This is a genomic window from Christiangramia marina, assembly GCF_048285865.1.
Taxonomy (GTDB): Bacteria; Bacteroidota; Bacteroidia; order Flavobacteriales; family Flavobacteriaceae; genus Christiangramia; species Christiangramia marina.
This window is the reverse complement of sequence record NZ_JBLVTK010000002.1, coordinates 535470-542629: the sequence shown is the minus strand read 5'-3', so window position 1 is coordinate 542629 and position 7160 is coordinate 535470. Positions and strand designations below refer to the sequence as shown.

The following is a 7160-nucleotide window of genomic DNA, read 5'->3' as shown; positions in this document are numbered from 1 at the left end:
TCCATCGGCTCTTAATGAAAAGCTTTCCTGAAAGGGGAAGCTTTTTTGTTTGAAGAATATTCGGTTTACGCTAGTTCTTAGCTAGAATCGGAAGCCAATTTCTTACGATATAAAAAAAGCCTCTAATTTGAGAGGCCTAATTTTGTAATCAGAATTTTATTCTTAGTGCAGGGCGTCAAGTTGCAGCAACTTACTGGTGCGCTCCTGAACAGCTTTGAAGCCATCCTTGTCTTCACGAACATCTCTATTCCAGAATGGAATCATTTTATCCAATTGTTTACGACAAACTTTAGTTCTTACTTTTTCTGGAAATGCAATCTGCATAACTTCCAGCATAATATGAACAGCAGTAGAAGCTCCCGGTGAAGCTCCAAGTAAAGCTGTTATTTTACCATCTTTACTATGCACTACATCTGTTCCAAATTCCAATACTCCTCCTTGCTCTTTATCTCGTTTAATGATCTGAACTCGCTGGCCGGCCACTTTTAATTCCCAATCCTCCGGCTTAGCATCTTTCAGAAAAACCTTTAATTCATCTACCCGGTCTTCGTGACTCATTCGCACCTGGTCGATAAGGTAGGTGGTAAGCGGAAGATTGTGCCAGAAAACTCCCCACATAGATGGAATATTGTCAAAACGTAAGGATTTAGGCAGGTCAAGAATGGAACCTTCTTTAAGAAATTTGGTACTGAAACCTGCAAATGGCCCAAAAAGCAATTCTTTCTTACCATCAATGAATCTCGAATCCAGATGAGGTACAGACATTGGAGGTGCATCCACACCAGCCTTACTATAAACTTTAGCATCATGTTGCTCGATTATATCTCTATTTGTACAAGAAAGCCACTGTCCGCTTACAGGAAAGCCACCATACCCATTTTTTTCTGGGATTTTGACTTTTTGTAATAGGGGCAAAGCGCCTCCTCCAGCACCTATAAAAATGTGTTCTGCGTCGTAGTATGATTTTTCACCTGTATTCAGATCTTTAACTATAGCCGACCAGTCTTCGGGTCCATCTGGATCAATGTCCAGAACCTCCGTGTTTCTTATAACCGGAACTTTAAAATGATTTTCTAAAAGTTCAAAATATTGTTCAGTAAGAGAACCGAAGTTAACGCCAGTTCCCAATTCCATACGGGTTGCCGCCATTTTTTCATCAGGTTCACGATCTTTCATAATTAGCGGGAACCACTTTTTCATCGTTTCATGATCTTTGGTGAATTCCATTTCTTCAAACATGAATTCAGAACTCATACGCTCGAACCTCTTCTCAAGAAATTCGACATTATCTTCGCCTCGCACCCATGCATGATGCGGAATGCTATGAATAAAACTCTTGGGGTCTTTTATTAATTTCTCACTGGTTAAATGCGCCCAGAACTGTTTCGATTTTTCAAACTGCTGAAAGGTATCAATAGCTTTGGAAATATCTACAGAGCCATCTTCCTGCTCCGGAGTATAGTTCAGCTCACAGAATGCTGAATGTCCAGTACCTGCATTATTCCATGCCTTTGTACTTTCCTGTGCGATCTTATCTAATCGTTCAAAGATGATAATCTTAATTTCCGGATCTATTAATTTCAGCATAAGAGCAAGGCTTGCACTCATAATACCTCCACCGGCACAGATCAGGTCATATTCGGTATTCGTTTTATTCATATTTGTTTTTTCTACAAAATATGGAACACTGTTCTTCTTTTGACCCAAAGAAATATTAAGAAATAAAAAAAGGAGCCAAATGGCTCCTTTAAGTAGTTCTTTTTCTCAACTAGGAATTTTCCACTTCCTGCGCCTGCACTTTATCTTCAAGTTTTTCTTCTTTTCTACGTTCCTTCAGAAAGCTTTTCAATTCCTCACCATACTTGGACTTCTTGATCTTTGGTTCCAGAGAATTATAAATAGTATCCAGGTACTTGATGTTAGCATCAAAAACTTCAGATAGTGCAAGATAGGGTGCTATTTCATGTTGTTTGTTATTCAGTGCGAAATTTACAGTATAGAGATACTTTCTACGTAGTAATTTATCATACTTCTGGTCGATCTCCATGAGTTTCTCCTCATCCTGATCTTTTTCTGCTTCAAAACTTGCCTTAATTAAATCCAGGTTTTGATCATTAAACCTGCTTATCATTTTCCGGTATTCAATTAACTTCTCCTGGTTCACAGACCCAATTACTTCTGCACTGGTTTCAAACTTATCCAGTTTTGTGTTGATAGTGATCTGCCCTTGATCTGCGAAGAAATCTATACGATCATCGTACTGGTTGTTGTCAACCTTTTCAAGATACAGGTACATAATCTGGGGACTCTCCAGATAGGTTTCCATAGAAAAATTTGGATCTCCGGTTACCTGAACTGAGTCTACATTTACCAATGCAGTGTCTTCAATTTTTTGAAGATACAAAGTTCCTTTTTTCAGACCTTTGATCTCTCCGTTTACAATCAGGTTGCTTTCTTTTTCAGAACAGGCACTAATGCTGATCAGAATAACTAAAAGAAGAGCTAATTTTTTCATTGTGGAATGCAGTTTTAAAGTGCGCAAATATCTTATATTTTTCTGTTTATTACTAACTGGTAGCCGCTAATTGCATTAAAATTGTACACAAAATAGCGCCATAAGTACCCACCACATAGCCAAAGACTGCCAGTAGAACACCTACCGTAGCAAGCGATGGGTGAAAGGCTGCTGCAACTACCGGAGCTGAGGCTGCACCACCTACGTTGGCCTGGCTTCCTACCGCAAGGAAAAAGTATGGGGCCTTTATAAGCTTCGCAGTAATAACCAGTACGATCACATGAATTAGAATCCATACGAGACCTATCGCCAGAAGTCCGGGATTATCAAATACTGAAGTCAGGTCCATTTTCATGCCAATGGTGGCAACGAGAATATAGATAAATATGCTTCCAATTTTACTGGCACCAGCACCTTCATATTTTTTAAATTTGGTAAACGAGAACATGATACCCAGGGCCGTAGCGATCGTGATCATCCAGAAGAACTGGGAAGAAAAGGAGGAAAGTGCACTTTTACCATCATTGAAAATATCAAAATTCGCGGTTAGGTATGTAGAAATTCCATCTGCTCCCCAATGTGCTATACCAACTGCACCAAATGCCAACGCCAGCATGATCATAAAATCCGGTAGCATTGGAATCCTGTTAACGCTTTCAGCGTAAGTGCTAACTTTAACTTTCAGTTCTTCAATGGCTGAATTGTCTGCCTGTAGCCATCGATCAATTGCTTCATTTTTCCCGATTCCCATCAAGACAACAGCCATCCAGAGGTTGGCAACGATAATGTCGACAAGAACCATCCCTCCATAAAGATCCTGATTGTATTCGTAGATCTCGAGCATTGCGGCCTGGTTCGCACCACCACCAATCCAACTACCTGCAATTGTAGAGAGGCCACGCCAAACTGCATCTGGACCAACACCGCCTACCGTTTCCGGAGAAAATACAGAGATGAGTAAAATAGCTAGCGGTCCCCCAAGAACGATACCAAGGGTTCCGGCAAAGAACATAATAAGAGCTTTGGGACCCAGGTTAAATATTGCCTTCAGGTCTATACTTAAAGTCATTAAGACCAGAGCCGCAGGTAAAAGGTATCGACTGGCTACAAAATAAAGTTGTGAAATGTCATCATCGATGAGTCCAACCGAATTAAATATCGCCGGGATGAGGTAGCACATAAGTAGTGCGGGAACGACTTTATAAAATTTACTCCAGAATCCTTCTTTTTGAGAAGAGGTGTAAAACACAAAACCCAGAGCGATCATTAATAGTCCGAAGACGATCGCATCATTAGTGAATAAGGCAGTTGTTTCCATAGAATTTTTAAAAGTTGATCGGCAAAATACAATTTTTAAAATTTCTGCCGGTCTCCTTTTCTGTTATTGCAACAGGATCTCGCGAATACTTTTCGCTACTCCATCTTCCTTTCCGGAAGCGGTAACCATGTGCGCTATTTCAAGCACTTCAGGCTTGGCATTCCCTACGGCAATTCCTAAACCAACACCCTGCAGCATTTCCTTATCATTATAGTTATCTCCAAAAGCCATGCTTTGTGAGAGAGGTAGGCGAAAATGCTCATTTAGTAAATGCTCTACGGCAGTAAGCTTTGATATTTTTCGGGGTGCGATCTCAAGGTAACTTGGTTTACTTCGGTATAAGTGCAGATCTTTACCATGATTTTCGATAAGGAAATCCCTGATGCTATCGATGTTTTCCTCTTCACCCATCGCCATGATCTTATGTGCGCCTTTCCCAGCAGCTTTCCAGGTTTCTAAAACTTCAGCATTACTGCGCAGTGCAGGTTGCACCTTGGTATTGTTAATTTCTCTTCGCGTCCAGAAATCTTCTCTGGGAACATACCACTCATCAGCATGAAATAGACTTAGATGTACATCATCCGCACTATTAAATTGGTGCAAGCTTTCCAACGTACTAATGGGAATTTCCGTAGAACTCACAGCTTTTCCATCTACGAGTATGAGTCCGCCATTGTAGGAGATAATTGGATGATGTTCTATCCCAAGCTTTTGCTGAAGATGGCGCATGGCTGCCGGCATTCTGGAACTAATTAAAATGAATGGAATATTTCTTTCTTCCAGAGATTTAATGGTTTGTATGGTAAGTTGTGAGAGGTCACGGTCGGCATTTAATAGCGTACCGTCAATATCTGAAAATACTATTTTGAACATTATTCCTGGTCGTTTTTTGGTTTAGGGTGTCGCTTTGCGTCTTTCAGGGCTTTGTTAAGCATCCACTCGATCTGTCCATTGGTACTTCTGAATTCATCAGCTGCCCATTTTTCGATCGCTTTTAGCATATCTTCATCTACCCGAAGTGCGAATGCCTTTTTCTTACCCATAATTTAGTTAAGTTCCTTTACAAATTCAGTTAAAATTGAAATTAGCTCGGGGTGCAAAGGTAAGTTTGGCTCATTATATGATTTTGAATTTACCAGTCGATCTTTTGCTTCAATTTTTCTAAAAATGTGATTCATTTGATCCAGAATTACTAATTCTGAATTCTCATTCGCCTCTGCCAGCTTTTGAGCCTGCTCTTCACTCACCTGAATATCTGAGGTACCATTTACTACAAGGATGGGGATCTCAAGTTTACTGATTTCTTCTGAAGGGTCATATTTCATCCAGCTCGCCATAAATGGCTGAACTGAAGGTCTGAACACTGCTTCCAGCATGGGACTATAGTTAGAAGTTCTTCCGTTTTCTGCCAATTCATCAAAAGCGGTACGGGCACTCACTCCTAATTCAGGAGCCATGTTCGTGACCTGCTCCGTAATGATCTCGTCAATAGGATCTGCAGCGCCAGCTAATGAAATAAAGGCATCAGCATTTTCCTGAGCGACCAGCATCCCAATAAGACTACCTTCGCTGTGTCCCGCTATGACAATGTTGCTGAATTTTTCTTCTTTTCTGAAATGCATTACTACATTTTTCGCATCCTCTACAAAATCCTCAAAGATCATATCTTTCTCACTTAACTGAAGTTCTTGTGCCTTAAAGATTCGTTTGTCATATCTAAAAGAAGCAATACCATTGCCTGCCAGTTCCCGGGCTATTTTCTTTATTCCGTCATTCTGCAACATAGGCTGATTTCCATTTCTATCTGTAGGGCCAGACCCCTGGATGAAAATGATGAGGTATTTATTATTTTCCTCGGTCGGTAAGCTTAATGTACCATCTGTAAATTTATCGATGCTTAATTCAGTTTCTGTAAATGTTGTATCCTGCGCTACTGTGGTAAGCGAAGAAATGATCAGCAAAACAAAACAAATTAATTTCTTCATTTTTTATAGTTTTCAAAATTCTTGTTGATCGCTCTTTTTGCCAGATCAGGTTTTTCTGTACCAATTAAAAAGCGTTCATTAGTTTTTGTGATGATCTGTATGCCTTTGTTACCTGAAACGTTATATGCTTTTGCTCTTCCGAAGCCTCGAATTCCCTATCCTCCATGTTCAGAAACAGGTGCATAGGTTCTTACGAAACATTCCTGAATCTCATCCCAGTTATAATTTCTTCTGAAGAAAGCTAAAGGTTCAAAGCCTGCACTAATTCCTTTGCTGTTAACCCTTGTTTCAAGATTCAGAATTAATATCAGAACAAAAACCAGTAAACTAATTATTGGCGCGATCAGACTTTCTAGCCGTACCTTATTTAAATATATTTCAGAAAAAAGCGGGAGTGCACTAGCAAGTACATTAGTGATTAAAACAATAATGAGCCACCATTGTCTGAATCTCTGGTTCTCCTTGAATATGCGCATTCTAGTGATTCAAAGTTCCGGCATTCACAACGGGTGTCGCATCCCGATCTCCACATAACACCACCATAAGATTACTAACCATTGCAGCTCTTCGTTCTCCATCCAGTTCAACTACTTCTTTTCTGCTAAGTTCCTCGAGTGCCATTTCCACCATACTAACTGCACCTTCTACGATCTTATGCCTGGCAGCCACAATTGCCGTAGCCTGTTGTCTCTTCAACATCGCGCTGGCAATTTCATTTGCATAGGCAAGATATCCAATACGTGCTTCGAGAACTTCAATTCCAGCAATATTCAATCGTTCCTCCAGCTCTTTTTCCAAAGCATCGCTTACCTCATTTACACTGGACCTCAAGGTTATATCCTCGTCCAGACCTTCATCTGCAAAGTTATCATATGGGTATAAACTGGCTAATTTCCGAACGGCTGCATCAGTCTGCACTACTACGAAATTTTCAAAATTATCTACATCAAATGAAGCTTTGAAAGTATCCTGAACCCTCCAAACCAGAATGGTACTTATCATTACTGGATTACCAAGCTTATCATTCACTTTTAATCTTTCACTGTCAAAATTTCTCGCTCTTAACGAGATCTTCTTTTTGGTGTAGAACGGATTCACCCAGAAAAGTCCATTTTCTTTAACAGTTCCTTTATAATCACCAAAAAGCAGAAGTACTCTAGACTCATTTGGATTCACCAGGATAAGGCCGGGAACTATAAGAAAAGCGAGGAGTACTCCCAATGCCCATACTGGACTACCGGTATTGAAAATGGCAATAATACTTCCAAACAAAAGGATCAAGAATGCGAATAGCATAATATATCCATTAAATCCAGTGATAGTTTTTTCTTCAGTCATGTGA

The 7160-nt window shown here is 40.0% G+C and carries 8 protein-coding genes; all 8 read right to left on the bottom strand.

All coding sequences use genetic code 11. The features are described from left to right. Positions 1–162: 162 nt before the first annotated feature. On the bottom strand, positions 163–1659 hold the full coding sequence (mqo, locus tag ACNKXS_RS08945) for a malate dehydrogenase (quinone) (protein WP_417920576.1): 1497 nt from the start codon (positions 1657–1659) through the stop codon (positions 163–165). Between the two features lie 109 nt (positions 1660–1768). After that, complete coding sequence (locus tag ACNKXS_RS08940; protein ID WP_417920575.1) at positions 1769–2515, bottom strand: DUF4369 domain-containing protein; 747 nt, start codon at positions 2513–2515, stop codon at positions 1769–1771. Between the two features lie 52 nt (positions 2516–2567). Then, positions 2568–3833, bottom strand: coding sequence for a DUF819 family protein (locus ACNKXS_RS08935; protein WP_295180486.1), 1266 nt, complete (start codon positions 3831–3833; stop codon positions 2568–2570). Positions 3834–3896: 63 nt separating this feature from the next. Further along, on the bottom strand, positions 3897–4706 hold the full coding sequence (locus ACNKXS_RS08930; RefSeq protein ID WP_417920574.1) for an HAD family hydrolase: 810 nt from the start codon (positions 4704–4706) through the stop codon (positions 3897–3899). Further along, entirely contained in the window at positions 4706–4876 is a 171-nt protein-coding gene (locus ACNKXS_RS08925) for a type II toxin-antitoxin system antitoxin (RefSeq protein WP_141877105.1), read from the bottom strand. Before ACNKXS_RS08925 ends, ACNKXS_RS08930 begins: the two co-directional genes overlap by 1 nt. Positions 4877–4879: 3 nt before the next feature. After that, on the bottom strand, positions 4880–5818 hold the full coding sequence (locus tag ACNKXS_RS08920) for an alpha/beta hydrolase family protein (protein WP_417920573.1): 939 nt from the start codon (positions 5816–5818) through the stop codon (positions 4880–4882). 155 nt (positions 5819–5973) lie between these two features. Next, complete coding sequence (locus ACNKXS_RS08915; protein ID WP_417920572.1) at positions 5974–6294, bottom strand: hypothetical protein; 321 nt, start codon at positions 6292–6294, stop codon at positions 5974–5976. Between the two features lies 1 nt (position 6295). After that, positions 6296–7156, bottom strand: a complete 861-nt coding sequence (locus ACNKXS_RS08910) for an SPFH domain-containing protein (RefSeq protein ID WP_417920845.1) — start codon at positions 7154–7156, stop codon at positions 6296–6298. Positions 7157–7160: the final 4 nt, after the last annotated feature.

Excerpts from the sequence above, each read along its gene's own strand:
- ACNKXS_RS08915 (WP_417920572.1), bottom strand. The coding sequence starts at position 6,294 with ATGCGCATATTCAAGGAGAACCAGAGATTCAGACAATGGTGGCTCATT.
- ACNKXS_RS08925 (WP_141877105.1), bottom strand. The coding sequence starts at position 4,876 with ATGGGTAAGAAAAAGGCATTCGCACTTCGGGTAGATGAAGATATGCTA.
- mqo (WP_417920576.1), bottom strand. The coding sequence starts at position 1,659 with ATGAATAAAACGAATACCGAATATGACCTGATCTGTGCCGGTGGAGGT.
- ACNKXS_RS08935 (WP_295180486.1), bottom strand. The coding sequence starts at position 3,833 with ATGGAAACAACTGCCTTATTCACTAATGATGCGATCGTCTTCGGACTA.
- ACNKXS_RS08910 (WP_417920845.1), bottom strand. The coding sequence starts at position 7,156 with ATGACTGAAGAAAAAACTATCACTGGATTTAATGGATATATTATGCTA.
- ACNKXS_RS08920 (WP_417920573.1), bottom strand. The coding sequence starts at position 5,818 with ATGAAGAAATTAATTTGTTTTGTTTTGCTGATCATTTCTTCGCTTACC.
- ACNKXS_RS08930 (WP_417920574.1), bottom strand. The coding sequence starts at position 4,706 with ATGTTCAAAATAGTATTTTCAGATATTGACGGTACGCTATTAAATGCC.
- ACNKXS_RS08940 (WP_417920575.1), bottom strand. The coding sequence starts at position 2,515 with ATGAAAAAATTAGCTCTTCTTTTAGTTATTCTGATCAGCATTAGTGCC.